Source organism: Gordonia sp. 135 (assembly GCF_009720185.1).
GTDB classification, from domain to species: domain Bacteria; phylum Actinomycetota; class Actinomycetes; order Mycobacteriales; family Mycobacteriaceae; genus Gordonia; species Gordonia alkanivorans.
The window spans coordinates 1,040,141-1,066,655 of sequence record NZ_CP046257.1 but is presented as its reverse complement, the minus strand read 5'-3'; the positions used below and the strand labels follow the sequence as shown (position 1 = coordinate 1,066,655).

Annotated in this window: 12 protein-coding genes; 5 read left to right on the top strand and 7 right to left on the bottom strand. The window is 69.5% G+C overall.

What is annotated here, in order from left to right; all coding sequences use genetic code 11:
* The first annotated feature begins 48 nt into the window (after window positions 1-48).
* Complete coding sequence (locus GKZ92_RS04860) at window positions 49-495, top strand: Hsp20/alpha crystallin family protein (protein WP_006358197.1); 447 nt, start codon at window positions 49-51, stop codon at window positions 493-495.
* A 139-nt stretch (window positions 496-634) separates the two neighbouring features.
* On the opposite strand, the gene GKZ92_RS04855 is transcribed toward GKZ92_RS04860, so the two are convergent.
* The gene (locus tag GKZ92_RS04855; RefSeq protein WP_035753421.1) at window positions 635-1,810 is read right to left on the bottom strand and encodes an EAL domain-containing protein; all 1,176 of its coding nucleotides are present in this window, start codon (window positions 1,808-1,810) and stop codon (window positions 635-637) included.
* Between the two features lie 447 nt (window positions 1,811-2,257).
* On the opposite strand from GKZ92_RS04855, the gene GKZ92_RS04850 reads away from it, so the two are divergent.
* A complete protein-coding gene (locus tag GKZ92_RS04850; protein ID WP_230461899.1) occupies window positions 2,258-3,439 on the top strand; it encodes a GGDEF domain-containing protein in 1,182 nt (393 codons plus the stop codon).
* Here the strand turns inward: GKZ92_RS04850 and GKZ92_RS04845 are convergent.
* Window positions 3,385-4,146 carry a hypothetical protein gene (locus GKZ92_RS04845; protein WP_035753293.1) on the bottom strand — a complete coding sequence of 254 codons (762 nt, stop codon included), beginning with the start codon at window positions 4,144-4,146 and terminating at the stop codon, window positions 3,385-3,387. The two genes, GKZ92_RS04850 and GKZ92_RS04845, sit on opposite strands and share 55 nt — an antisense overlap.
* A gap of 171 nt (window positions 4,147-4,317) precedes the next feature.
* Between GKZ92_RS04845 and GKZ92_RS04840 the strand changes: the two genes are divergently transcribed.
* Window positions 4,318-6,420 (top strand): Rv1355c family protein, encoded by a 2,103-nt coding sequence (locus GKZ92_RS04840; RefSeq protein WP_006358193.1) that lies wholly within the window; start codon window positions 4,318-4,320, stop codon window positions 6,418-6,420.
* A 39-nt stretch (window positions 6,421-6,459) separates the two neighbouring features.
* Here the strand turns inward: GKZ92_RS04840 and GKZ92_RS04835 are convergent, their stop codons facing one another.
* Window positions 6,460-7,110 carry a PaaI family thioesterase gene (locus GKZ92_RS04835; RefSeq protein WP_006358192.1) on the bottom strand — a complete coding sequence of 217 codons (651 nt, stop codon included), beginning with the start codon at window positions 7,108-7,110 and terminating at the stop codon, window positions 6,460-6,462.
* A 43-nt stretch (window positions 7,111-7,153) separates the two neighbouring features.
* Window positions 7,154-7,387 carry a hypothetical protein gene (locus GKZ92_RS04830; protein WP_187346460.1) on the bottom strand — a complete coding sequence of 78 codons (234 nt, stop codon included), beginning with the start codon at window positions 7,385-7,387 and terminating at the stop codon, window positions 7,154-7,156.
* A gap of 161 nt (window positions 7,388-7,548) precedes the next feature.
* On the opposite strand from GKZ92_RS04830, the gene GKZ92_RS04825 reads away from it, so the two are divergent.
* A complete protein-coding gene (locus GKZ92_RS04825; protein ID WP_035753427.1) occupies window positions 7,549-8,520 on the top strand; it encodes a 1,4-dihydroxy-2-naphthoyl-CoA synthase in 972 nt (323 codons plus the stop codon).
* Here GKZ92_RS04825 and GKZ92_RS04820 read toward each other — a convergent pair.
* From GKZ92_RS04820 to GKZ92_RS04810, 3 genes are read right to left on the bottom strand one after another with little or no spacing between them, the layout of a single operon-like run.
* On the bottom strand, window positions 8,514-10,280 hold the full coding sequence (locus tag GKZ92_RS04820; RefSeq protein WP_006358189.1) for a DUF4012 domain-containing protein: 1,767 nt from the start codon (window positions 10,278-10,280) through the stop codon (window positions 8,514-8,516). The genes GKZ92_RS04825 and GKZ92_RS04820 overlap by 7 nt on opposite strands.
* Window positions 10,277-10,888: a low molecular weight protein-tyrosine-phosphatase gene (locus tag GKZ92_RS04815; protein WP_006358188.1), complete on the bottom strand. Its 612-nt coding sequence runs from the start codon at window positions 10,886-10,888 to the stop codon at window positions 10,277-10,279. Before GKZ92_RS04815 ends, GKZ92_RS04820 begins: the two co-directional genes overlap by 4 nt.
* Window positions 10,882-25,722, bottom strand: a complete 14,841-nt coding sequence (locus GKZ92_RS04810; RefSeq protein ID WP_006358187.1) for a non-ribosomal peptide synthetase — start codon at window positions 25,720-25,722, stop codon at window positions 10,882-10,884. The genes GKZ92_RS04815 and GKZ92_RS04810 overlap by 7 nt, the downstream gene beginning before the upstream one ends.
* 188 nt (window positions 25,723-25,910) lie before the next feature.
* On the opposite strand from GKZ92_RS04810, the gene GKZ92_RS04805 reads away from it, so the two are divergent.
* Window positions 25,911-26,210 carry a hypothetical protein gene (locus tag GKZ92_RS04805; RefSeq protein ID WP_155225041.1) on the top strand — a complete coding sequence of 100 codons (300 nt, stop codon included), beginning with the start codon at window positions 25,911-25,913 and terminating at the stop codon, window positions 26,208-26,210.
* The last annotated feature ends 305 nt before the right edge of the window (window positions 26,211-26,515 follow it).

Below are 26,515 nucleotides of genomic sequence, written 5' to 3'. Positions count from 1 at the left end.
CGCCGGACGAGTGGCGGGCAGCCCTTGTGAGACAGGAGGTGAACTGCTGTGCTGCGTTTCGATCCGTTTTCCGACATGGATGCCTGGGCCCGGGGCATGCTGACCGGTTCGACTGCCGGAACCGCGCGTACTCCCAAGTTCATGCCCTTGGACCTCTACAAGGTCGACGACCACTACATGCTCGTCGCCGACCTGCCGGGCGCCGACCCGGGCTCGATCGACGTGAGCGTCGACAACGGCGTACTCACGTTGTCCGCCCAGCGATCTGCACCGTCCGACGAGGGCGTCGAGTGGCTGGCCAGCGAGCGGTTCTCGGGTACCTATCGACGCCAGCTCACCCTCGGTGACCTCATCGACAGTGCCGGCATCTCCGCCCGCTACGACAACGGCGTGCTCACCGTGACCATCCCGGTGGCCGAGAAGGCCAAACCGCGCCGCATCGAGGTGGAGAGCATCAACCATCAGCAGGCGATCGAGACCTCGACCGCCACGTAGTCCGAGAAACCCTCTCCCCGAAAATCATCGGGGACCACAGCGACGGGCCGGTGTGCCGTTCGCGGCGCACCGGCCCGCCGCTGTCGCCACCCTTCGCTGTCGCCTGGCCCTCGGGGCCATCGTCGTGCTGTGGTCCGGCCTACCGCCCCGTCCAGGTGGCCAGCGGTTCGGGCCGACCGAAGAAGAATCCCTGCGCATAGTCGAAGCCGAACTCCGTGAGCACCTCCAGCACATCGTCACTCTCGATGCCCTCGGCCACCATCCGCAATCCGGTGGCCGCCGCCATCTCCGAGATCGCCCGCACCACAGCACGATCGGAATGACTGTGCACGAGCTGGGCGATCAGCGTGCGATCGACCTTCAGGACATCGACGGGCAGATCGCGGACGTAGCGGAGGGCCGAGAAACCGGCGCCGAGGTCGTCGACGCAGATCGTGCACCCGAGGTCGTGCAAGCCGTTGACGGTCCGGGCCGCCGAGGTCTCGAGCCGGACCACCTGATCCTCGCGGACCTCGATCCACACCCGCGCCGGGTCGACACGGTGGTCGCGGATCAGACCGTCGATGTAGCAGACGAGACCCTCGTCGGAGAGCTGCTGTCCCGAGAGGTTGAGCGAGACGAAGGCCTCGTCCCCCGCCGTCTCGGTGATGTCGGTGGCCAGATCCCGGATGGCCTCCCCGATGGCGTGCCGCCCGATCGGCGCGAGCAGCGAGATACCCTCGGCCACTGCGAGAAACGCATCGGGGGCGAGAACGCCGGATTCGGTGTGCCACCGCAGCAGCGACTCATAACCGACCACCCGCCGGTCCGCCATCGCGACGATCGGTTGATAGAAGACCGAGAAGTCGCGCTCCACCGACCGGGTGAGCCAGGCCGCGAGGTCGACCTCCGCGCTGATCTGCCGCACCATGCTCGGGTGCGCGAACTCGACGTGCACCCGCCGGGTGAGCGCGACGCACAGGGCGGCGTCGGCGTGCCGCACCAGGTCGGCCTCATCGGCGCGGAGGTCTGCACCTATGGCGACACCCATGCAGACGTCGAGGAAGGCGCTGCGATCGCCGTCGCTGACGGTGTGCGCGCCGAGTTTGCGCCGGGTCGCGTCGATGAGCGCGTCGTGGCCGCCGTCGTCGACGGAGAGGGAGATCAGCCACTGCAGGTCCGAGCGGCGTTCGAACCGGGCGCGCGGACTGATCGGTTTCAGGACCTGCTCGACGAACCGTTCGGCGATCGACACGGCGGCCTGATGCCCGTAGGCGACGACAGCGCGGTGATAGGGGTCCACCGAGACCGCGATCACCGTTGCGTCGCGGTTCAACACTCCATCATCTGTCTCGTCCGATCCCCCCGGCCGCGGCCCGATCGCCACGTCCCGCCGTGGGCGAGACTTTACTCGCAGACCCCGCGGTTCTGTAGCGCACGACCCGCGCCGGGTCGCGGTCGAAGAACTGCGGATTCGGTCGGAGGAATTCGACCGCGTCGATTGGTGTCGACAATCACGCCGGCACGCGCGAGCGACAGCCCGGCCGTAGAATTCCGGGGTCCCGGTATCGGACGACGTGTGCGCCGACACTTTCTCTTTTCCTCAGATCTCAGCAAACAATTAGAAAGGCTAGAAAACGACTGGTAGGGTAGTCGCAACTCCTGGGTGCGATGCCACTGAAGGATTCGTTCGTTCCGGTTACGATTTTGTTTTCGCAAATCCCATGTTCGGAGTATCCGTGACCGCATGCGCGGTCAAAGCGACGGAAAGCGGTCCCGGCGTATGGCCTTGATCAGGAATGTGATGCGGCGCTACGACGCGCGCTCCATGGCAACGCTGATCAGCACCGGTGGCGTATTGCCCCTGCCCCTCATCGCTCTGCTCGCACCCCACACCATCAAGCCCGGCAAGATGGTTCTCCTGATGGCCATCTGGACGTTCATCGCCCTGATCTTCGCCGTCACCGCTCTGCGTCGCCGGCTGACCGACCCGCAGTTCGCGGTCCTCGGCGGTCTCGGAATCGCCGGCATCGGCGGCACGTCGCTGATCCTCGCCGATCCCCTGACCGCGGCCCTGGTGCTGGCCATCGTGGCCGTCATCCCGGCGATCGGCGCGATCACCGCCTCGCCTCGGCTCATCCTGTCTCATCTGGCGTTGGCCAGCGCGTGCACCGCGGTCGTCCTCGCGACCCTCGCGCACACCGTTCCCACCTTCCTGATCAGCTTCGGCGCGATGTTCGGGGTCATCGTCGTTCCGGTGTTCCTCGTGGTGGCGCTCCGGAAATCGATGGAGGCCGTTCTCGACCAGCAGACCCGACTCTGCGGCATCGACCCGTTGACCGGCCTGCTCAACCGTCGCGGATTTCTCATCCGGGCATCGCAGTTGCTGTCGGCCGCCCGGTCCTCGACGGGATGGATCGGCATCCTGTTGCTCGACGTCGACCACTTCAAGCGGATCAACGACGAATACGGGCACCTCGCCGGCGACGGCGTCCTGCTCTCCGCCGCGGCGGCCATCCGCGAGCACGCACCGGTCGGTTCCGAGGTGTGCCGCTACGGGGGCGAGGAGTTCCTCCTCTTCCACGTCGTCCGTGACCAGGAAGAACTCTGGCGCTGCGCCGAGCGCCTCCGCGCCGCCGTCGCCGCGACCGCACCGGTGACGGTCAGCGTCGGTGGTGTCTGCGCACCGCTGATGTCCTCACGAAACGGAAGTGCCCACTCGACCGACGACGTCATCGGCAACCTGCTGGGTCGCGCCGACGAATGCGTCTACCGGGCGAAGGAGAGCGGCCGCGACACCACGGTCATCGACACGATCGATCCGATCGTGTGGAACGACGGCACGTTGAGCTCCCACGCCGCCGAGGATCCGCCGGCCTCGCCGCCGTCGGCGAGCCTGTACGAGGTCTTCTACCAGCGGCCGGCGGACTTGGTCGAGATGGAGACACGTCCGGGCAGGAGCTGAGGCGCCCCCGGGGTCTGCAGGATGTCGGCTTCCATCCGCATTCGACGCCATGTCTCGGGAGAGGTGTGCTCGCGGATGCGTGCACGGTCCCACCACATCAGGCGCGTGCGATACCGCTCGTCGGGGAAGGGGGTCGGCGGCACGGATTCGTCGACGCGCCCACCGCCCGACTGCCAGCGCCGCAGCACATGGTCGGCCGCGGTCGCCATCATGTGGTCGGTGCCCGACATCTCCATGATCACCAGACCCAGCCGCGAGAGCTGGCCCGCCACCGACCGCGCGATCGGCGAGCTCTCGTCCACCCAGGCCGTCTTGACCTCGACGATCCCGCCGGCCAGTCGCGACTCGATCGCGTTCACCAGCTGCACCTGACCGGGCTGTCCGGCCCACTCGACGAGCGCATGCGACTGGGCCGCCGCGCTGAACCGCGGTTGGACGCGCAGACCGCCCCGGACCTGGTCGGCGTCGTCGAGGACCGCGAAGAACAGTGCCGTTCCCGCGCCCGTCGAGACCTCGTCGTAGTCGAGCGCGGCCGCACAGCCGTGCCGTTCGTACGATGCGGCCGCCCCGTTCAGGTACCGATCCCACAACGCCCTCTCACGGCCGGGCGCGGCCGCGATGACCGTGTACTCCGACCCCACCTCTCGGGCGGTGGCATGCAGAACGCCCGTTCGCCTCGCCTCACCGGCAGTTTTCATCGTTTTCATCGCAGGATTGCGCCTTTCGAAAAGGAGGAATTCATTGCGAGATCTCCCCTGACCCCGCGTGTTATGTTGCCACAAGAGCGTTTTTATGCAGGCTCACGAGCACGTTTTCCTCCGGATTCGGCGCCTATCGGTCCGGTTGGCGACGCGTCGTCGAGTAAGCCACGATGAGGTATGCCCTCTGTGCCGGACACCGCCGCCGTCCTCTACTCCGAGTCCGAAGTCCCCGATTCTCTGGTCCACGACGACTCGATCGACGTGGCCGACATGACCGCGGAGACCGCCCGAGCACTCGACGAGATCCTCCCTCCGGTCGACCCCGCGCTCCGGACCGAGAACCCTCGTTTCGCGTACTTTCCCTGGCGGAAATCGCTGGTGAAAATCCCCGGTCCACTGTCTTTCCGTCGCCTTCGACTGGACCGCAACCGGCATAAGCTGACCGCCGCGGATCTCGATGCCGCGGCGAAACTGCGCATCGGTGTCGTCGGATTGAGCGTGGGTCACGCCATCGCCTTGACCCTGACGCTCGAGGGACTGGCCGGCGAATTGCGCCTGGCCGATTTCGACGACCTCGAACTGACCAATATGAATCGAATTCCGGCGACATTGCTGGATATCGACACGAACAAAGCCGTGGTCGCTTCTCGCAGGATTTCCGAAATCGATCCCTATCTGACGACCTCGGTGTTCCCGGACGGCATAACATCGGAGAACATCGACGAATTCGTCGACGGCCTCGACCTCGTTGTCGAAGAATGTGATTCCTTCGATGTGAAGGTGCTGGTCCGGCAACGTTGCCGCGAACTGGGCATTCCGGTGCTGATGGAGACGAGTGACGGCGGAACCCTGGACGTGGAGCGTTTCGACCTCGAGCCGGACCGCCCGCTGTTCCACGGCCTCGCGGGCGATCTCCGCGTCGAGGACCTGGTGGGTCTGGACCGTGCGCATCTGACGCCGCTGGCCGTCAAGGTGCTCGAGCCGGCGCGGGTCACCGCACCGATGGCCGCATCGGCGATCGAACTCGGGCACTCGGTCACGGCCTGGCCCCAGCTGGCCGGCGACGTCCTCCTCGGTGGCGCGACGGTCGCCGCCGCGGTACGACGGCTCGTCCAGGGCAGGCCGCTGCCGTCGGGACGGGTGCGCTTCGACCGCGACACCTGGCTCGACGGTCTCTCCGATCCCCTCCACCGCGCTCTCGACGACGCCGGCGCGACCGGCGAGTCGGCATGCCGTGAGATCCCGGTCGAGCAGATGTCCGACCTCGAGCTCATCACGCACGCAGCGACCCGTGCCCCGTCGGCGGGCAACCAGCAGCCGTGGCGGATCACCGCCGACGACGACTCCGTGACCATCGCCCTGGACCGATCTCGCACCTCGACGCTCGACATCGAGCACCGAGCCTCGGCGGTCGCGGTGGGTGCCGCCCTGCACAACGCCCGCGTCGCCGCGGCCAGCCGGGGCGTGCTGGACGACGTCGAGGTAGTCGCGGACGATCGGACGATCCTCGGACGGGTGCGACTCAAGGGCCTCGGTGCGGGCGTGCAGGCCCCCGAACACGAACGCGAACTCCGTACCCTGCTGGCGCGGAGCACCCGGCGTGGACCCGGGGACGGTTCACCGCTCGGCGACGACGATCTGATCCGTCTCGCCGATGTGGCCGACACCGAGATCACCCGGCTCGTGCCGCTCGCCGACCGTGCGCGGATCACGACCTTCGCCTCGATCTCCGATCGTTCCGACCGGGTGCGCTTCCTGACCCCCGAGCTACACCGCGAGATGTTCGCCGAACTCACCGCCGACCCCGCGGACGGCGCCGGGATCGACATCGCCTCCCTCGACCTGCCGCCGGCGATGGCCGGGATGCTCGACGTGCTCCGCCGCGGCGACGTGATGGCGCTGCTCGACGAGTGGGGCGGTGGTGCCGCTTTGGGCGCCGACGCGGCGGCACGGGTCACCTCGGCCTCGGGAATCCTGCTCCTGGTCCAGCGGGGACGGACACCGGCGGACTACCTACGGGCCGGTCTCGTCGCCGAGCAGCTGTGGGTCGCCGCCGAACAACTCGGTTACGCCGTACACCCCATGACGCCCGCGTTCCTGTATGCGCTCGACGACGCGACGGCTCGCTCGCTGTCGAGCAACCACGGCGACGCTCTCGCCGGTCTGCGTCGCGAGATGGACGAGCTGTGCCCGGTCGCCGACGACGAGGCGGTCACCATCGCGCTGCGGGTGTCGCGATCGGCCTCGCCGACCGTGCGCAGCCGCCGGCTCCACGGCTGACCCGACTGCCCGCCTGACGGGCCGGGTCCGACCGCCTGACTAGGCCTGGCCGGGATTGAGCTTGATGAACAGGGCGTCCATCTCGGCGCACAACCGGTCACCGTCGTGCATGGTGCCCTTGATGAAGACCTTGCGGCCCTCGATCTTGTCCGCCCAGGCGCGCACGCGCAGCGTCGTGTTCAGCGGGGTGATCGAGCGGTACTGCACGTTCAGGTAGGCGGTGCGGCTGACGTGCTGGATCGCCACGGCCGAGGCGAAGCCACCGATGTCGTCGAAGGCGACGGCGACGTGCCCGCCGTGCGCGGCGGCGTTACCGCCGAGGTGGAAGTCGCGGAAGACCAGGTCGGCGACGACACCGTCCTCGGCGGCCTCGACGACCTCATAGGGCGGGAGCGTGATGTTGCCGCGGGACGGCAGGTCGATGCGGGTGCCCGCGGGCGAATGCCACTCGTCGATGCGGACCTTGGCGAGGCGTTCATTGACGGCGGTGAGGTGCTCGATGAGTTCGTCGACGAGCTCGTCGTCGGGGCAGGCGTAGCGCGCATTGTCCATCAGCAGGCGAACCTGCTCGCTGAACTCGCCGTACCGCGGGCCGCCGCGCTCGGTGGTGATGGCCGCATGCGGCCGGAAACCACCCTCGTGCGGGTCTTCCTCGACGGTTTCTACAGCACGGTCGTTCGCTTCACTCACCGGTCAACCGTATAAGAAGACCGATTCGGGGGACGGACTGGTGCTAGCCGTCGTCGCTCGGACGGTTCCGGTCGGAGCGTCGATGCGAGTCGAGGTCGACGCACCCACCGTGGCGGACGAGTCCGTGAGACGTGCCTGGGACGAAGTCGGGAACGCCACGCGGCCCACGCTCCTTTTCGTCCCGGAGCCGTACCGCCCGCCCCACGATCACGGCGACGACGGCGGCCAGTACGCACCAGCCGACCACACCGACGACAATCCACCCCCAGGTGTTCATGGGTACATGTAAGCATTGCGAACTGGGAATTTGCTGAAAACGCGCATCATATACGGTGCAAGCGGAAGGGATACTCCTCAGGACATTTGACCCACCTCGGGCACCCGTGCGCCCGGCGGACCGCCGTGAGCGCGATCGTCTGCGATCACTACTCTGAGCGCATGAGCGCGACCGACGACACCAAGACCGCCGACCAGCCGTTCGACCCGGCCCAGTGGACCCAGGTGCCCGGGTTCACCGACCTCACCGACGTCACCTACCACCGGCATGCGGCCGAGGGTCGCGAGAACGGCATCGTGCGAGTGGCCTTCGACCGTCCGGAGGTCCGCAACGCCTTCCGCCCGCACACCGTCGACGAGCTCTACCGCGTGCTCGACCACGCCCGCCGCTCCCCCGACGTCGGAACGATTCTGCTGACCGGCAACGGCCCGAGCCCCAAGGACGGCGGGTGGGCCTTCTGCAGCGGCGGCGACCAGCGCATCCGCGGCCGTTCCGGGTACCAGTACGCGACCAGCCACGACACCGACGTCGTGGCCGCGGGCGCCGACTCCGTCGACGAGGCCCGGGTGAAGGTCGAGGGCGGACGACTCCACATCCTCGAGGTCCAGCGACTCATCCGCACCATGCCCAAGGTGGTCATCGCGGTGGTCAACGGATGGGCGGCCGGCGGCGGCCACTCACTACACGTGGTGTGCGACCTGACCCTGGCCTCCGCCGAGCACGCCCGGTTCAAGCAGACCGACGCCGACGTGGGCTCGTTCGACGCCGGTTACGGCAGCGCCTACCTCGCCAAGCAGGTCGGCCAGAAGTTCGCCCGCGAGATCTTCTTCCTCGGCGAGGCCTACGACGCGGAGACCATGCACCGCATGGGAGCAGTCAACCGCGTCGCCCCGCACGCCGAGCTGGAGAACACCGCCATCGAGTGGGCCCGCAAGATCAACGGCAAATCGCCCACCGCGCAACGCATGCTGAAGTTCGCGTTCAATCTCACCGACGACGGCCTCATGGGTCAGCAGGTGTTCGCCGGTGAGGCCACCCGCCTGGCCTACATGACCGACGAGGCCGTCGAAGGCCGGGATGCGTTCCTGGAGAAGCGCGATCCGCGCTGGGACGACTACCCGTACTACTACTGACGCGGCCCGCAGGCGGGCACGTCGACGGTGACGGTCGGGTCGTCGACCAGCGGCTGCACCGGGACCTCGGCCTCGCCCGCCGCGGCGGTCGGCTCGTCGATCTTCAGCGTGATCGTGGCGCTCTGTCCCGGCGCGATGCCGACGCGGGTCGAGTAGTACGGCCGCCCGTGCAGGGTCTGTTCGACGTAGAAGGCGCCCGCGTCGCCCAGGGTCATTTCCTTGAGCACCGCCCCCTTGGTGGCGAGGAACTCCACGTTGGCGAGGTTGGTGCCCTTGTCCACCGACAGTTCGGTGCCGAGGCCACCGGCGACGTAGTCGGTGAGCCCGGTGGTCTCGTCGAGGGTGTTGGTCAGGGTGACCTTGATCGTGCTCTCGCGGGTGTCGCCGCGGCAATCGCCTGAGGTGTAGTCGATCTCGCGGCGCAGGTAGTAGTCGAGCTTGCTGCCCGACGCGTTGCCGATCGCCACCTGCAGATACGGCGAGTCGGTGTCGGAGATCTGGTGACCGAGCTTGGTGGTCTCGAGGATCTCCTGTTCGGCCGGCGTGGTGCTGTAGACCATGATCCGGCGCTCGTGGACGCCGCGTCCGAGAGCCTCGAGCAGGTCGCGGGTGCTGCCACCCGAGTCGATCAGTTTCTTGACGACGGCCTGGGAGATGGACTGCAGGTACGCCTTTCGGGCCCCGTTGTCGTCGGCGAACCGTTGGTACGAGGTCGACAGCGTGATCGGTACGACGTTGTCGGCGGTGATCTTCTCGCCGCCGGGTAACGCCACCGGTCCGACGACGTCGAGTATGTACTTCAGCGCGATCGGGTCGAGCGCGATGGCACCGTCGAGCTTCTGGCCGGTCTGGGCCTGCCAGTTGGCCAGCCAGATCTTCGCGGCGTCGGGGAAGTGTGCGCTGAGGTTCCCGTTGCGGAAGTCGGTGTAGGGCTTGTAGTACGAGTAGATCGCGTCGTACTCGGGCCCCAGGTCGATCTTCGGTGTCGTCGGGTCGCGGAACTCGGAGTTGGCGCCGAGCTCGGGAACCGTCACCCGTCCACCCGTCGCGTTGAGCAACCCGAAGCCGCCGACGAGTCCGCCGGTTCCGCGGGATTCCGACGGCGTCTGGAAGGCCATGAAGTAGTTGCGCGGCCCCTCCGAACCCAGCATCGGCGGGATGAGCTGGGCGGCGATGTCGGTCGCGACCAGGGTGGACTCGGCCGCATCGACCTGTTCGGCGAGTTGGGTTCTCGCATCGGCGACGACGCCGAGCCAGCTCGGAGTGATCGACGCGACCTCATCGGCCACCTCGGTCGAGCGTTCGGCGACCTTGGCGAGCTCGGGTTGCGCCTCGCGTAACAGTTTGAGGTTCACCGTGTTCCCGGTCCGGAGCTGATCCGGGTTCAGCACGCCCGCGAGATCCGCGGCCGGGAGGAGTACGTCGGCGGACAGCGCCTCGACGGCGTCGCTCATCTGCTGCACCGACTTCAGCGGCGATCCGATTCCCGGGAGCGCGGCCACCGCCGACCACACGATGCCGTGGGACCTGTCGGAGGCGGCCTGGGCGCTGTCGGCGGCCGCGGCGGCGGCCTGCGAGGCGCCGGCCTGATCGCCGTCGAGCATGAGGGTCCGGGCCCGGGAGGCATCGGAGCGCACCGATTCCAGGTCACCCTTCACCTTCAGTGCCGAGTACGCGAGCCAGGCGACGACCGCGGCGACGAGCAGCACGATCAGAGCCAGGATCTGTACCGCCCGGTTTGCGACGATGCGGCGGATCATCGGGTCTCCCCTGTCGTCTCGGTGATGTGTTGTGCCGCCAGCCAGTTGGCGACGGTCTCGACCTTCGGTTCGACCTCGGCGAACACCCGGTCGAAGTCCTCACGCGGACGGCCCATCGGGTCGACGATGTCGAGGAGCGACGAGTTGGGATCGATGCGTCCCCGCCCGCCCATGATCGCGGCGAGGGTGCCGTTCTGGTCCGGGGTGCCGGTCTCCGCTAGGGCGGCGAACTCGGTGAGGGTGAACACGCGCTTCCAGCGCGCGGGCGCCATCTGCTGGGCGGCCGCACGGTGCTCGCGACTCATGCACAACACGACGTCGGCCTGCGTCAGCATCGGCGGACGCAGATATCGAGCCTCGAAACCCGATGCGTCGTAACCGTGTTCGGCGAGAACCGCGGCGGAGTGCGGGTGGATCGGCTGACCGTTCAGCGCGCCGGTACCGGCACTGCTCGAGGTGACGGCGAGATCTGTTCCGTCGGCGCGCATTCGGTCGGCCAGCCCCGTCAGCACGCGTTCGCCGATCGGCGAACGGCAGATGTTGCCCGTGCAGACGAACAGGATCGACAATCCCGTCGACGTCGCGTCCCGGTCGGATCCGGTCACCATTCCTCCTCGATTCTCCTGGCCAGCCGACGCATCACGTCGGGGTCGCCCATCTGCGCGTGTGCGACTCCGGCGGAGATCACTTCCACCGCCGGAGCCCCGGTTCCGGCATCGTGCCGGACGGCCCGTGCCCAGCTGTCGACGTCCGGATTGTCCTCGGCGGCAACGTAGATGACCTTACCCACGGGCGCCGGACCCAGCTCATAGGACCGCACCGCGGCGGCGAGGGTCCGGGAACGATCCTCGAATCGTCGTAGCGCCTGCGGGTCGTGGCGTTCGGCCGCGGCCCGGAGCGGGTGATCCTCGCCGAGCAGCTCCTTGTCGGCCTCCTCGTCCAGGTCGCCGGGCGGCCGGGAGTCGAGCACCATCAGCACGCCGACCTGCTCCCCGGCGTCGACCAGCTGACGGCTCATCTCATGCGCGATGACGCCGCCCAGCGACCAGCCGACGAGGTGGTAGGGCCCGGACGGCTGACGCCTGCGGACCGCCGCGACGTGGATGGCCGCGATCTCGGCGAGGCTCGCGGGCATGTCACGGTCGGCCACGACCAGTTCGGGCAGCTGGAGACCGTAGGCGACGGCCGAATCCAGCGACCTGCCGAAGGCGCGGAACGGTTCGACGATTCCGGTGGCGGTGTGCACGCACCAGATCGTCGGGACGCCGGATTCCGGGACATCGAGTTCAGGGGCATCGGATTCGGGGAGATCCGGGCGCGAGAGCGGCACGACGCGGTGGTCGACACCGGTGCCCTTCCCCGTGTACGTGGCGTCGACGACGCGGGCCACCTCCGCCGGCGTGCGGTGGGTGAAGAGGTCCGCGACGTCCACGGTGACAGAGGTGTGGCGGGTGAGTTCGTCGCGCAACTGCACCAGGGCCAGGGAGTTGCCGCCCAGGGCGAAGAAGTCGTCGTCCATGCCGACGCCGTGTTCACCCAGCACCGCCCGGAAGGCGTCGCGAACCGTCGTCTCCGTGCGGGTCTCGGGTTCGCGGGTCGAATCCGACCAGGTCGGCTCGGGCAGTCGTCGCTGATCGATCTTGCCCGCGCCGCTCAGGGGGAGTTCGGCCAGTTCGACGATCCGGGCGGGCACCATGTGCCGCGGCAGCCGGGTTCGGCAGACGTCGGCGAGGCGGTCGGCGGGCACCGACGAGACCACGTAGGAGACGAGTGCCGGCCCGGCCGGCCCGGGCCGCAACACGGTCACCGATCGGTCGGCCCCGGCGCCCACCAGGACGGCGTCGATCTCGGCGGGTTCGACGCGCTGGCCGCGGATCTTCATCTGGCGGTCCGCGCGACCCACGTAGATCAGCTCGCCGGACTCGCGATCCCAGCGCACGAGGTCGCCGGTCCGGTAGCGCCGACGACCGTCGTTCCCGGCGACGAAGGTCGCGGCGGTCAGCGCCCGGTCGCCGAGATAGCCACGGGCGACGCCGGTTCCGCTGACGTAGAGCTCGCCCACCACGCCGAGTGGGACGTGGCGGAGTCGGGTGTCGAGGACCTCGGCGCCGATCCCGGGCCGCGGATGCCCCAGTCGTACCGGCTCGCCCGGACGGTAGGCGCTGGTGGACACCGTCACCGTCGTCTCGGTCGGGCCGTAGATGTTGCGGACCTGCGTCCGCTCCGACCATGCCGTCGCGAGGTCGGCCGGCAGTGCCTCGCCGCCGATGTAGACCAGTCGCAACGAGGTGATCGACTGCGGTCGCATCGTCCGCATCACCGACGGGGTCGCGGTGAACACGCTGACCCGGGTGCGGTCGAGGAAGTCGGCGAGGTCGCTTCCCCCGACGATCTCGGGCGGGACGACCACGAGCGTCGCACCCGACGCCAGCGGCAGCAGCATGTCGTGGAACGTCGCGTCGAAGCCGGGGCTGATCGCCATTCCCACCCGGTCGCCGGATTCCACGTCGCCGAGTTCGGCGACACGATGCACGCCGCGATGGGTGACGCCGACGACGTTGGGGGTGCCGGTGGTTCCCGACGTCGTGATGACGTAGGCCAGGGAGTCCCGCGAGACCCGCGTGATCGGTTCCGAGACAACGGGTTCGATCGGTTGAGGGGGAATGTCGTCCGGACCGATCGCCGTCGCCCGCGCGCCGGCGACCACGTGGTCGATGCGCGCCGCGGGGTAGGTGACGTCGACGGGGACGCACACCCCGCCGATGCGGCTCACCGCCCAGATGGCAACCACCGATTCGATGGAGCGCGGGACGACCACCGCGACCGCATCGCCCGCCCCGAGGCCGCGGGCGCGGAGGGCGCGCGCCGTGACCGACACCCACGCGTCGAATTCGCGGTAGGTGAGCGTGCGCCTGCCGTCGGCGATCGCCGGACGGTCACCGTGCGACGCAACAGCTTCCCCGAACAGATCGGCGAGCAGTGGTTCGGTCCCGGTCGGCGCGGCAGCATGTGCACGGCCGGTGAGGAGTTCGCGTTCCGCCGCGGTGAGCGGTTCGATGGTGGCGATCCGACGTGCCGGGTCGTCGGTCACCGCTGCGACGGCAGCCACCAGTCGCTCGCCGAGTCCGCGGATCAGTGTCTCGTCGAGTAGATCCCGCGCGTGATGCAGTTGCAGCCGCCAGTTGCTCCCGGACCGAACCGCGACGATGTGCACGTCGAACTCGCTGTGCGAATCCACCGCGGTGCGTGGTGCGTCCGCAGCGACCGGGGCCGGAGCGACACCGGTGGAGTCGACCACGGAGAAGGCCACCTGGACGAGGGGGTGACGTCCGGGAATGCGAGGCGGATCGACGAGTGCGACGACGTCGTCGAAGGCGATGGCCGCGTGGTCCAGGGCGGCGAGGTCGGTGTCGCGGACGGTCTCGATGAGCTCGCCGACCGTCATCCCGGCGGTCAGCGGTGTGCGCAGGACCACCGTCGAGATCAGCATGCCGACCGTGCCTGCGCTGTCCTCGTCACGGCGCATCGATGCCGGTGTCGCCACGGCGATGTCGTCGACGCCGGTCTGCGCCGCGAGCGCGAGTGCGGTCGCGGCGTGCAGGAGGTGGAAGTCGCTGGCCAGTGCGCGGCGGGCGGCCGTCGAGACGGCTCGGGCGACAGCATCGTCGATCGGGAACTCGACCACCGAGGTGCGCAGGTCGCGCACGGGTGGACGGTGGTCGGCGAGGTCGAGTTCCCCGCTGTACCCGGCGAGGGCCTTCCGCCAGTAGTCGTGCAGCACGGTGCGGGAACTCTGTTCCTCGGCGACCATCCGGCGCGCGAGGACGTCGAAGCCCACCGGCTCCCGCTCGAGGGCGTCGCCGGCCAGGAGCGCGGTGAGTTCCCGCTCGACGATGGCTGCGGATTCGCCGTCCATCGCGATGTGGTGGGCGACGAGCACCACCGCGACCGGGGCGGAGTCGACGCCGCTCTCCGACAGCACCCAGGCCCGCACCGGCGGGTCCCCGGCGAGATCGAAGGGTGCGGAGAACTCGTCGGCGATGCCGGTCCCCGTGAGCGCGGCAGAGTCGAGATGGCGTACCGGCGGCCGCCATCCGTCGACGACCTGCTGCCGCGGGCCGTCGGGCGTGGTCAGGTAGCGGGTGCGCAGCGCCGTATGCCGGCCGACAAGCGCGTCCAGTGCGGCGGTCACCTCGGCGGTCGTGAGTCCGGCCGGGACGCCGACGACGACGGGGACCGAGTAGATCGGGACCTGGCCCAGCATCTGCGCGCCGACCCACATGCGGCGCTGCGTCGGTGCGAGCGGGATGTCCGTGAACCGGTCGTCCGGAAGGTGGACGGTGTGATCCGGTACGTCGACAGGGTCATGCGCAACGTCGACGGCCATGCGGGACACCGCGACGGCGAGCGCAGCGGGTGTCGGGTGCTCGAACAGGACCCGCGTGGGCACCCGGATGCCGAGGTGACGCCCCAGGGCCGAGGTCACCCTGGTGGCGGACAGCGAGGTACCGCCGAGAGCGAAGAAGTCGGCGGATTGCGCGACCGCGTTCTCCGGGACCTCGAGCACCTCGGCCATGATCGCCCCGACCTGCGAGACGAGTTCGGGATCGGCGGGTTCTCCTGTTTTCGAATGTGATTCGTCGGTGTCGCGTCCGGGGGTCCCGGCCACGGGCGCAACTGATGTCGAGGCGACGAGCGGGAACGGTTCCCCCACAGCGGGCAGATCGCACAACAGGGTCGTGTAATCGTCGAGCAGCTCCTGCGCCACACCGTCCGGGATCCGGCCGGAATGCACCAGGGTGACGTGCAGTTCGTCGTCGCTCTCGGCGAGGACCACCTCAATGTCGTACTTCGCGTCGACGGTCGAGGTCGCCTCGGTGACCAGGGAGGCCACCGCACCGGCCAGGGCCACCTCGCCCGACGCCTGGGGCACGACCTCCTGACTGACGAGCAACACCGAGATCAGCGGATCGCCGCCGTGGCGGGCCGCAGGCCGGACCGCCCGCACGACGTCTTCGTAGGGGACGTCGCCGTGGGCCAGCGCTGCCAGTGCGACGTCGCGGACCTGCTGCACGGCCTCACGAACCGGTGTGTCCGGCCGGAGTCGGGTGCGCAACGCGACGGTGTTGACGAACATGCCCACCACCGACTCCCATTCGGGGGCGGAGCGTCCGTGTACCGGCACGCCGACCAGGACATCCCACTGCCCCGTCAGCTGACCGAGGGTCGCCGAGAGAGCGGCGTGCGCGACCTGGAAGACCGTGGCCGACAGCGCCTTGGCGGTCTGATGGATCGCGAGGGCCGGCACGGAGGCACCGATTCGACCGGTGACGCCCACCGCGTCGGAGTCGCGATGGCCGGGCAACCGGACCGGTTGCGGGGCATCGGCGAGAGTCGCCGTCCAGTAACGGATCTGGTGGGCGACGACGCTGTCCCGGTCGGCGGCGTCACCGAGACGTGCGATCTGCCACTGGGTGAAGTCGGCGTACGTGAACGCCTCGTCGGCTGCCACCGCCAATCGCTCGCCGTCGTAGGCCCGCATCAGGTCGGCCAGCAGCACGCGGATGGACCAGCCGTCGATGGCGATGTGGTGGAGCACCGCCGCGAGGTAGAGGTCGGGATCGTGGGTGGGGGCGTCTGAGGTGTCCACCTCGAAGACCGCCGCGCGGAATCCGGGCTCGTTCTCGAGGTCGAACGGCGCTCGCAGGTACTCCGTGACCTCCCGCCGCAGCGCGGTCTCGACGTTCTCGTCCCCGACCTCGACGCGGCGGTGGGCCAGCACCGGGCTGCGGTGTTCGATCAGCCGTTGGACCGGTCCGGCCGGCGAATCCGGGTACACCGTGCGGAGCACCGCGTGCGCGCCCACGACCTCGTCGACGGCCTTGCGAAGCCGGGCGAGATCGACGCGACCGCGGATCCGCATCACCACGGGCACGTGGTATGCGGTCGAGGTCGGGTCGAAATGATGGTGAATCCACATGCGCCGCTGCGGGTATGCCAGTGGCAACGGATCGGGAACAGGGAGTCGCGCCGGCGCCGGCGCCGGCGACAGTGCCGCAACGGGTTCGGAGGTCGGTGAGATCAGGTCGTCGATGCGGCGAGCCAGCTCGCCGAGCGTCCGCGACTCGAACAGCAGACGGGCCGCGACGTCGGCCCCGGTGGACGCGGAAAGCCTGGAGGTGACCTGCGTGGCCGACAGCGAGGTGCCGCCGTCGGCGAAGAAATCCGAATCGGCGTCGAAGCTCTCGACGGGGCGGCCGAGGATCTCCGCCCACACCGACGCGATGAGCACTTCCGTCTCCCCCGCCGGTGCGCGACCGACCGCGGCCGAACCACGGACACCGGTCGCGCCGAAGTCCGGTGCGGGCAGGGACGCCGTGTCGATCTTGCCGTTGCGGCCGATCGGCAGTTCCTCGACCTCGATGAACGCACTGGGGATCATGGTGCGCGGCAGCACGTGTGCCAGCTGCGATGCCAGATCGTCGGTGTGGTTCCCGGTATCGGGCTCGCCGATCACCCAGGAGACCAGGACCTTCTCGCCCGCTGCGGTGACGCGGGCCGCGGTCACCGAGGTTGCGATGCCGGGCAGCCGGGACAGCGCCGCATCGATCTCGGCCGGTTCGAGGCGCACGCCACGGATCTTGACCTGGTCGTCGGTCCGGCCGTGGATCACGAAGGTGCCGTCAGCTCGCCGATGGACCAGATCTCCGGTGCGGTACATGCGCTTGCCGTGCGGACCGGCGACGAAGGCGACCGCGGTCGTGCGCGGGTCGTCGAGATACCCACGTGCCAGGCAGTTTCCGGAGAGGTACAGCTCACCCACGGTGTGGTCCGGAACAGGACGCAGCATCGGGTCGAGCACAGCCATGGTCACACCGTCGAGCGGGCGGCCGATGTGGACGGCACCCGACACGGAATCGGTGTAGCGCGCACTGCTCACCGCGACGGTCGCCTCGGTCGGACCGTATTCGTTGCTGAGGGTTGCGGTGCGGGTCCAGTCACGGATGAGTCCCGCGCCGAGCGGTTCGCCGCCCACGGCGACGTGCCGGACGTGCGGCAGGTCGCCGGGGCGCAGGGTGGCCAGCACCGACGGGGTGGTGAGGAGAACGGTCACCCCGGCGTCGTGGACGAGGTCGGCGAGTTCGTCGGCGGCGACGACATCCGACGGACACATGATTGCCGTCGCGCCGGCGATGCGCGGCGGCAGGACTCCCATCAGGTGCGCGTCGAAACCGGTTGCGTACGTGTGCAACACACGGTCGGCGGAGGTCAGCCCCAGCCGTCCGACGGTGTCGCGGGCCCACCCGGCCACGCCACGATGCGTGACCGCGACCCCCTTCGGCACACCGGTCGTCCCGGAGGTGAAGGTGATGTAGGCGACGTCGTCCGGCGTCACCGCCCGCACCCGCTCCGCCTCGTCGAAGGTCGGCACCACCGGGGGCAGTTCGGCGAACAACTCGTCGAGCGCGAGCACCTCGACACCGATTCCCGTCGCGTCGGTTCCCGCGGTGTCGATGCCGCCGAGCCCGAGCACCACCGTCGGTCGGCACCGATCGAGGATGAGGTTCCGGCGTTCGGCCGGGTCGGCGGGGTCGATGTTGACGAAAGCCGCACCCGCGCGGGCGATCGCGGCGGACGCGATCATCCCGAACACCGATCTCGGGAGCAGTTCGACGACCACATCGCCCGCACCGATACCCCGCGCGATCAGTACGCGCGCCAGATGGGTCGACAGTCGGTCGACGTCGTGGGCGGAGATCTCGGTCCCGAAACCCGGTACGCGGTAGCGGGAATCGACGATCGCGACGTCGGACGGGGATGCGTCGGCGTACGACGTGAAGAGCGTGTCGAAGGTCTCCGGTTCGAGCTCCGGCGTCGCCGCCTCCTCGCTCGCCGGGCTCATCAGCGAGAGGACCGGCTCGTCGGGCGCGAGCACGCCGCGTCTCAGGGTGTCGACGACGAGGTCGCACAGCGCTTCCAGACGGTCCGCGGTCGCGACCGCGTCGGTGCAGGACATCGTCACGTGCAGCGCACCGCCGTGCCGGTACATCGAGACGTCGATGCCGAAGAGCGGGATTCCCAGGACCCCCGAGGCTGCGTTGCCGGCCGCACCCGTCGGGAACTCGGCCTCCACCCACTCGACGATCGCATCGGGCACCGCGCCGAAGGACACCTCGAACAACGGGGTTCCGGCACCGGCACGACCGGGATCGGCGATCTCCGAGATCTCGGTGAGGGGCAGGTCGGCATGGGAGAAGGCGCCCAGGTCCACCGAGGTCACCTGCGCCAGGAGTTCGGCGAAGGACAGTGCCGGATCGATCGGCGTGTGCAGTGGCACCGCACGCGCGAACAGGCCGGGCACACCGACGAGGCCCGGGTCGAGACGGCCGGACAGCGCGGTGCCGATGGTCACCACCCCGGCACCCGACTGCCTCGCCAGGACCGCCGCCAGCGCGGTGTGGGTGGCGATGAACGGGGTCGTCGACCGCGCCACGGTCAGCTCGTCGAGCGATGCGGTGACGGTCGCGTCCAGCTGCCCGTGCGTACGATGCACGATCGTCTCCGCCTCGCGGGCAACGGTTTCCGCCTGCAGATTCACCTCGGGCAGGCGGAGCTGTTCGACCGGTCGGGTGAACGCCGTCCGCCAGAACGCGGTCAGTTCCGCCCGCCTCGCCTCGAGCGTCTCGGCACGCCACATCGAGTACCGCCGATAATCCGTCCCGCTCGCGGGCAGCGGCGCTCCGGCCAGGGCGGTGTCGAGATCACCGGCGAGGATCGCGAAGGATTCGCCGTCGGCGGCGATGTGGTGGATCACCCCGACAAGCCACCTGGACCCGTCGATCTCCACGATCCGTACCCGCCACGGAAGCGAGGCGGCGAGGTCGACGGGGGTGGCCATCGAGGCGAGGACGGCGGTCACATCCGGCGTCGAGTCGACTTCCAGACCGAGTTGCCGTTCCAGATGGTCGAGGACGTCGGCGTCGTCCCATCGATGCTGTACCGGGACCCCGTCGCGCAGCGGGAACCCGGTACACAGGGCGTCGTGCCGGGTCACGATCGCGGCCAGGGCGCGTCGCACATCGGCGGGGCTCGCGTCGATCGGCAGGGCCAGCGGCAGGAGGTAGCCGGTGAACTCCGGCTCGGTTCGCCACCGCAACCAGACGTCCAGCTGTTCCGGCGTGAGCGGAAGATCCGCGGGGATCTCGCGGTCATCGGACAGCAGGGACACCCGCGACAGCACGGGCGAAGTAACCGCAGCCGCGATCCGCGCCGCCAGTTCCGCGACGGTCGGGTACTCGAAGACATCGGCCACCTCGATGCGGTGGCCCATCCCGGCGAGAGTGGCGGCAAGACGTGCCGCCGAGAGCGAGGTGCCGCCGGCTGCGAAGAAGTTCGTTTCTGCACCGAGATGACCGGCATCTTCACCGACGACCGCACGGATCGCCGACGCCACCGTCTCCTCGATCGGACCGAGCGCCCGTCCGACCGGCGGGGCGGTGTCGGTGATGCTCGCAAAAAGCTTGTCCCGGTCGATCTTTCCGGTCCGGGTCATCGGCCAACCGTCGACGATCGCGACGCGGGACGGCACCGCGTGCGCCGGCAGCCGGGCGGCGCAGGCGGCCAGGATCGTCGCCTCGTCGAGGTCGTCGAGGACGTCGAAGTCGGCGAGGCCGTCCTCGGTCACGAAGGCCAGCAGGTGCTCGTCGCCCGCCCGTCGGCCCGGTCGTACCAGGACGCGCGCATCGCCCACGCCCGGTATCGCGCGCAGGGTCGAGACGATCTCACCGAGTTCCACACGGTGGCCGCGGATCTGGACCTGGTCGTCGTTGCGGCCGAGGTAGGCGAAACGACCCGGAGCGACCTCGCGCACGCGGTCGCCGGTGCGGTACATCCGTAGGCCGCGCCCCGACGGGTCCGCGACAAACCGGGTCGCGGTGAGCCCCGGTGCGTTGAGGTAGCCGAGCGCGACCTGCTCGCCGGCGAGATACAGTTCGCCGGCCGCACCGGTCGGCACCGGTCGCAGGCGCCGGTCCAGCACCATCGCGCCGACGCCGTCGAACGGGGTGCCGATGATGCTGCGTTCGTCGTCGAGGTCGACGTCGGCGGCGGTGAGCACGACGGTCGTCTCGGTGATGCCGTACATGTTGACCAGGCGGGTGCGGGGATGCTCGGCGGCCCATGCGCCCAACGTGTTCGGCGCGAGGGTCTCACCGCCGAAGACGACGGCCCGCAGTGACGTCAGTTCCGGCGGGGCCGGGGCCCCCGCCGCTCTGGTGGTCGTCGCCAGGTCGACGATCCCGCTGAACGCGGTCGGGGTCTGCGACAGGATCGTTATCCCGTGCCGGTCGATCACCGCGGCGAGTGCCCGCGGGTCCCGGACCGTCGCATGGTCCACCACGACGACGCTGCCGCCGGATGCCAACGCACCGAGGATCTCCCACACCGAGAAGTCGAAGGCGTACGAGTGCACCCAGGCCCAGACGTCCCGCGGGGAGGCGTCGATGAGGTCGAGGCCCGCCCCCATCAACGCGGCCACGTTCTGCCGGGTCACCACCACGGCCTTCGGCAGGCCGGTGGAACCGGAGGTGTGGATGACATACGCGGCGCCCGGCATCGTCTGCGCGCGTTGATGACCCACCCCGGCCGTCACCTGGAGACGGCTGTCGACGATCGCGGCCGGGGCGGTCCCGGCAAGGATCAGGTCGATGCGCGCCTGCGGATGGTCCGGATCGATCGGAACATAGACCGCGTCGGCGAGGAGGGTCCCGACGATCGCCACCACGGTGTCCGCGCGTCGGTCCATGAGCAGTGCCACGCGGTCGCCGGGCCGCACCCCGAACTCCCGCAGGTGCGCCGCCAGCGCGCGCGCCCGGTCCACGAGAGTGCGATAGTCGAGCGTCTCCTCACCGGCGATGACCGCGGTCGCCTCGGGGGCTGCGGAGGCGTGGCGGAGAAGGGCGCGAACGGGGTCGACGCAGGCGGTCCGGCGGGTGCCCGGATCGGCGACCGGCCGCGGCGACAGGCATTCGGCGATCAACGTGTCCGGTGCCGAGGCGCCCAGAGCCGCAACGGCCTCGACGAACCTGTCGAGCAGCCGACCGGCCGACGCCACGTCGACTCGGTGCTCGGCGATCGTCAGAGTGACGGACAGCCCGTTCCCGTCGTCGATCACGGTGAATTCCAACGCGGTTCGCGCCTCGCCGGTGCGCAACGTCTCCCCGCCGGCGAAGACCGTCGAGGCGACGAGATCGGGTGCCGTCGCATGGTAGGCGAAGATGACGTCGGACAGTCCGGTCGGTCCGGTGTCGGCGAACGTGACGGCCGTGCCGAGATCGCGGCCGGCGCCCGCGAGCGCTTCGGCGATCGGGGTCTGGCGAGCACCGGCCACCCGCACCGGCACCGTCTCGACGAACATGCCGACGGGGCGGAGTTCCTCACTGGTGAACCGGCCGGACACCGGCATCGACAGCACGACGTCGTCGGAGTCGGTGAACTCGGCGAGGGTTGCCGAGAGTGCCACGCACAGAAGCGTGTTGACGGTGGTGCCGCTCTCTCGCGCCCGCGCGGACGCGGCATCGGTGACCGCACGATCGATCCGGCGGCTCGTGTGGACCGCGGGTCCGGCGGTGAGCCCGGACGCCGCGGGATCGCCCACCGGGGGTTCGGGCAGTGCGAGACGTTCCGGGGCATCGCGGAGGAACCGGGTCCAGAAAACCTCTGCAGCAGCCCTGTTCGCAGTTGTGGTCGCCGTCGCAGTCGCAGGGCCGGATGGTCGTGCTTCCAGGACCTCACTGAACGCGACCGCTTCGGTCTCCCAGACGGGTTCCGCACCGGCCGCACGCGCACGGACGGCGTGGGCGAAGTCCTCCAGCACGATGTGCAGCGACCATTCGTCGACGGCGATGTGATGGGCGACGAGAACCAGTTCGACGGCCTCGCGGGTCTCGTCGAGTACCGCTCGCCACGGGACTCCGGTCCGCAGGTCGAACGGCGCCGACACGGCGAGATCGACGCCCGCCGGGTTCAGGGTCGCGCTGGTGATCGGTGCGGCAGCGGCAGATTCGGCCCGGCCGCGAACCCGTGCGACCGGCTCCCCGTCTACCTCCGGGTACACGGTCCGCAGTGCCTCGTGCCGGGTGGCCACGTCGACCAGGGCGGCTCGAGCAGCGTCGGCGGAGATGTGTTCGGCGAGCGTGAGACGCACGGGCAGGTGATACACCGTCGCACGAGGGTCGGCGCGGTTGAGCAGCCAGATCTCCTGCTGGGCGCGGGTCGGCCGATAGGAGACGACCCCGCCGGTGGATGTCGTCCGCCTCGGGACGGCTGCGTCGACGACCGCGGCGAGCTCGCCGAGTGTCGTCACCGCCGCCAGGTCGCGCATGTCGACCACCACGCGCAACCTGCTGCCGAGGTGGGTACCGAGCTGCATGAATCCCAGTGAGGTGGCGCCCAATCGGACGAGTTCGTCGTCCATCGACGGACGCGATACGCCCAGCACCTCGGTCACCGCGTCGGCGACCGCCACCTCGGTGGCCGTCACCGGCGGCCGATACGTTGCCGGTGTCTCGCGTACCTCCGCGATCAGTCCGGCCGCCGCATGCCGGTCCACGTTGCCGGTCAAATCGGTCGGCAACTCGTCGAGGATCACCACGCGGCGGGGTCGGGTCGATGCGGGCACCTCGCCGTCCACCCGGCGCCGGACAGCGGCCCGGACACGCTGGTGGTCGGCATCGTCGGTGTCGCAGACGACGCCGACGTCGAGTCCGCCCGAGGTCACCACTGTGACCGCGTACCCGACACCGGCGACCTGTCCCGCCGCCCGGTCGAGCGCCGCGAGATCGATCCGCACGCCGCCGAGGGTCACCACATCGCCTGCGCGGTGGTCGATCACCAACATGGCAGTGCCCGGGTCGAAGTGGCCGCGGTCGCCGGTGTGCAGCATCCGTGCTCCCCGGTCCCACGGGCACGCCACGAGGGTGGCCGCGGTGCCGACCGGGTCGTCGGCGACGCCCCGGATCACCTGCGGACCGGTCACATAGACGTCGCCCGTGATCCCGGCCGGAACCGGTCGCAGCCAGCGGTCCAGAACGGCGATCTCGGTGCCGGGACGCGGTGTACCACTGGGCAATCGGTGGTCGACGGCGGCGTCGGGGGCGATCCGCCGGTTCGCCGTCACCGGACCGAACGCGCCGCGCGGACAGTACGGCGCCGACACCTCTCGACCGAAGGCCAGACGCACCAGAGCGGCCGGCGCGATGTCCTCCCCCGCCACCAGGAGCGAGGTCATCGGCCCCTGCTTGCTAAGCCCCGGGACATCTCCCGGCGTCGCGATCACGTGCGTGACCGACGCGGTGTCCGCACCGGGCACGACGAGCCGCAGACCGTGCGCGGCCGCCGCGATGATCTCCAGATGGGCGGCCGACGACCCGGCGGCAGCGTCGAAGAGGAGGCGGCCGTACTCGAGATCGGTCGACCGGTCGTCGAACAGTCCGGTGGCGATCAGCGCGGCCACCGCGCGCTGGGGCACCGCAACGGTCGTGCCGACCCCGGAATCGGATTCCGTGATCGCGAGATGGCAAGCGATGTCCTCGGATTCGGGTGGACGGACCGGCGCTGCGGAAGCCTCGAGCCCATGGAGGTCCGTGAGTGTCAGGAGGCGCGGACCCGAGTCCGACGCCGGGGCGTCCTCGGACTGTGCGGCGATGACGAGCGCGGGACGTGCGCTCACCGGCAGCGTCGCGACGGCCGCACGCGGCGCGATCGGATCGAGCAGGACGAGTGCGGCACCACTCACCCCGACCGCCCACCACGCGGTCAGCCGGTCGACGCCCGGCGGCAACGCGATACCCACCGCGGTCCCCGGAGCCGCGCCGGCGGTTCGGAGTCGGGTGGCGAGATCCACTGCGCGGCCGTGTAACCGGTCGAACGTGATCGGTCGGGTGCGGGGCTCGTCGATCACCGGCCCGTGCGCGTGACGCGCGGCCGCGACGGCGAGCGCCTCGGGCACGGTGGCCGGCGCGGATCCGAGGGCCTCGCCGCGGACCACCGCCACCGGGTCGGCGAGCGGGAGATCGTCGATGCGGGTGTCCGGCGCCTGCAGAAGGGCATCGGCGAAGGTGCGCAGCATCGCGAGGAACTGTCGATGATGCTCGGCGACCTCGGCGTCGTCGTAGCGATTGGGGTTGGCCTCCACCCCGATCATCAGCACCGAGTCCCGGTCGTCGCCGGCGACCGGGACGATGTTGATCGTCAGATCCTCGGCGGGGCCGACCGTGAGGATGTGGAAGGTGCCGTGCGCCTCTCCGCAGGGGAATTCGCGCTGGAAGAGCATGAGATTGAGCATCGGACCGGACCGCTCCTGCGCCGCGGTGCGCCGTACGCGTCCGCTGGTCTCGTCGGCGGCGACATCGGCCCAGATGTCCTCGCCGCGGTAACGCTGGTGCCGCAGCGCGCCGAGGAGTGCCGCCTGTGTGGTGGCCAGCGCATCAGCGACCGACGCCTCCCCCGCGACGCCGGTACGCAACGGAACCACATTCGAGACGGGCAGCGGCGTCGACCGGAGCGCTGCGGTGGTCCGGGCGGCGACCGGGAACTGGAAGATCACCTCGTCGCCGTCGGCGGCGGCCCGGGCCAGGTAGGCCGAGAACGCGGCGACGAGGACGTTCGGCAGGATCGTCGAACGCACCTCGGCCGCGCGGCGGAGCGCATCCATCGTGCCCGCGTCCACGGGCGCGTGGACGCGCCGCGACACCGCCTCGGGCTCGCCGCGCCGATGGGCGAGCGACGCGGGGATTCCCACCCCGGCCATGGCCTGTCGCCAGTGACTCCGGTCGGTGTCGAAGCGTCGCGATGCGCGGTACTCGTCGTCGGCGCGCGCAGGCAGATCGAGGTCCACCGGTTTGACGGCCGGAGGCGTGCCGCCGGTCACCGCGGCGTGATAGGCGGCGATCGCCTCGACCATGCGGTCCTTGCCGCCCACCCCGTCGGAGAGCAGGTGGTGGCCGCGGTTGTAGACGAAGAACTTCTCGTCGCCGAGTCGGAAGAGACAGCCGCGGGCGGTGCGGTCGACCCGGGGGTCCAGTGGTCGCGCACAGTCTTCGCGCATGATCGCCTCGGCGGCCGCCCGCGGGTCCGGGCGATCCCGAAGATCGACGACGTCGGCCCAGTAGTGCAGCGACGGGTCGTATACGCCCACCAGCCCGTCGTCGGTGTCCTCGAACCTCAGCTGGGTGAACTGGGCGCGACGCACCACTTCGCTGGTCACGCGGAGGAAGAGTTCGACGTCGATCGGCCCGTCGATCTCGACGTACTGCGCGACGTTGATCGGCACATCTGGTGCCGCCTGCTGGGTGAACCACAGCGCTCGTTGCGCGGCACTGAGCCGGAATCGTCGGGCGATTCCGGCAGTGGGGGTCTCGGGCGGCGGGATCGGGTCGCTCATGGCCGGCCCGCCCGTCGCTCACCCGGTCCGTGGGACCAGGAACTCATGGGGCACGCCGGCCGTCTGATCCCCCCGGCCCGCACAGCGGTGCCATCACCGAAATCCGGGGGCCCCGTATCCCCGAAAACGAATCAACAAATCTGGAATTCTCGAAGAGGAATCCTAATCGCGAGATGGACATGGCCCGAATGGGCATGTCCCTGGAGAAGATCGGCGTCGCCGGAGAATTCGTCGTCAGCGGATTCAGCACGGCGGCTTCCAGCATGAGGGAATTCAGCACGGTGGAATTCAACGCCCTGCCTCACCACTCACCATGCGCCGTCCTCGTCACGTCCGACCGCTGTCACCTTTACGCCAGAACCGGCCGTAACCACAGCGGCACGCCGGGTCCTGTCGGCACCGTCTTCTCCAGCAACCGCCTGACACGAAACGTCCTTGCCGATCACCGTCTCCGGTGCCATCATCCGAGCATACAATCGCCGGAATGACCTCGGTCACACCAGTGTGCCGTAGGCGAATGCCGTTGGATCACCGCGCGGATAGCCAAGAGCCTATGGGACGGGTTGATGCCTCACAACTCGGGGGCACCCCGGGATAATCGGCAAACGACCCGATATCGCCGAACCAACCAGATGCCAATCACGTGAGCACGCAAAAACAATTCACCATTTCGCCTGATTCACTTTCTCGTAAGCGTGGCAAACCGGCTCTTCCTGATTGACGGTGCGTAGAACGGGTTCTACCGGGCACAAGATGTAGGTCGGGTTCGGCGGCGGCGAGCCGGGGATGCGGG